Annotated in this window: 2 protein-coding genes; one reads left to right on the plus strand and one right to left on the minus strand. The window is 68.8% G+C overall.

The features are described 5' to 3' along the window. Positions 1-355: helix-turn-helix domain-containing protein (locus tag QN345_RS18870; protein WP_323509091.1), on the minus strand; the 355-nt coding region annotated here is incomplete at its 3' end. A gap of 167 nt (positions 356-522) precedes the next feature. On the opposite strand from QN345_RS18870, the gene QN345_RS18875 reads away from it, so the two are divergent. Further along, the coding region (locus tag QN345_RS18875) for an App1 family protein (protein WP_323509092.1) at positions 523-1,552 on the plus strand (1,030 nt) is incomplete at its 3' end.

Genomic DNA, 1,552 nt, shown 5'->3' on the forward strand with positions numbered 1-1,552 from the left:
TCCGGTACATCTCGACGAAGGCCGTGATGGCGCAGTCGATGGTCTCCCAGGCGGTCTTCGGGTCTGCAAGCTTGATTTCCCTGGCGACGCGGAGTCGATATCGCTGAATGGCCCGCTCACGCAGGGCATGCAGTACTGCGACCCGGTCCGGGTAGTAGCGGTACACGGTTCCGATCGATGCCCCCGCGCGTTCAGCCACCATCGCGGTCGTGATCCGGTCGAAGCCGACCTCGTCGACGACGACGGCAGCGGCATCGAGCAGGCCGGACAGGCGTGCCGTGCTGCGCTGCTGGATGGGTTCGATCCGGACCTGTGCGCCGGCCTCAACGATGTCCCCCTCGAAAAGGTCACTCACTGACACTTGTCCTCCTTGAAGTAGGACCCAATCCTACGGGTCTTGTCCCCCCGGCGATGCCAAACGGGTCGCGGCACGACTGGATCCTCCCGAAAGGGGCGGCACATGACAAACTAGGAGGCGTGCCGAAGCCTTCCAGAACAACGAATGCGGGCCGACCTGCGAAAATGATGCATCGCGCAGCCCGGATCGAAGACTGGATGCACGAACGTCGCGAGCGTAGCGCCCGCAAACGCGGTTATCTGCCCACGGTCATCCCGTACGCGGGATACGGAAGCACCGAATGGGTGCGGATTCTCTGCCGGGTTCTGCTGGCCAAGCCGGCTCGGACCAAGAAGGCCGTCACGCGCAGACGCTGGCGAGCCGAACGGCGCGAGGCCGGCATCCGCGGTTGGCGCAGTTTCACCGCGGTTCCCGTGCACGACGTCACCGTCACGATCGAGATCAACGGCTTCAGCCACCGCGTGAGCGCCGACCGCGGCGGCGTCGTCGACACGGTCATCCGGCTGCCGCTCACGCCGGGCTGGCAGGTCGCCCGACTCAGCACGGATGCCTCGGCACCCGTCGATGCGCCGCTCTTCATCGTCGCTCCGCTCGTCGATCGCGGCATCATCTCCGACGTCGACGACACGGTGATGGTCACGACCCTCCCCCGGCCGTTGCTCGCCGCCTGGAACACGTTCGTGCTCGACGAACACGCGAGGGTGCCCACCCCCGGCATGGCCGTACTCCTGGACCGTCTCACCGCGGCGGCGCCGGGGTCCCCGGTGATCTACCTGTCGACGGGCGCCTGGAATGTCGCGCCGACCCTGACCCGGTTCCTCTCCCGTAACCTCTACCCCGCCGGCGCGTTGCTGCTCACCGACTGGGGCCCCACCCACGACCGGTGGTTCCGCAGCGGCACCGACCGGCAATTCGAACAGGCCCGGCCGGAGGACGGCACCGAGGACGTGCACGAGGATGACGGGTGTGCGAGCGGCGTCCGGAGACGGCGAGGCCCGCCCCGTTCCGGAGCCGGCCGCTCCGGAGGCAGGACCCTTGTCTGGGGAGGCCGGCGGGGACGCCGTCGACGTTCCGCGGCCTGCGGCTCCGCCCACCGCGGAGACGAGGACCTGCCGCCCGGCCTGCGGCCCGAGCGCGGTGACGATCACCGCGATGAGGAGAGCGGCCAGCACAAGCACGACCGCCGCGCCCAGG

Source organism: Cryobacterium sp. 10I1 (genome assembly GCF_035019805.1).
GTDB lineage: Bacteria > Actinomycetota > Actinomycetes > Actinomycetales > Microbacteriaceae > Cryobacterium > Cryobacterium glucosi.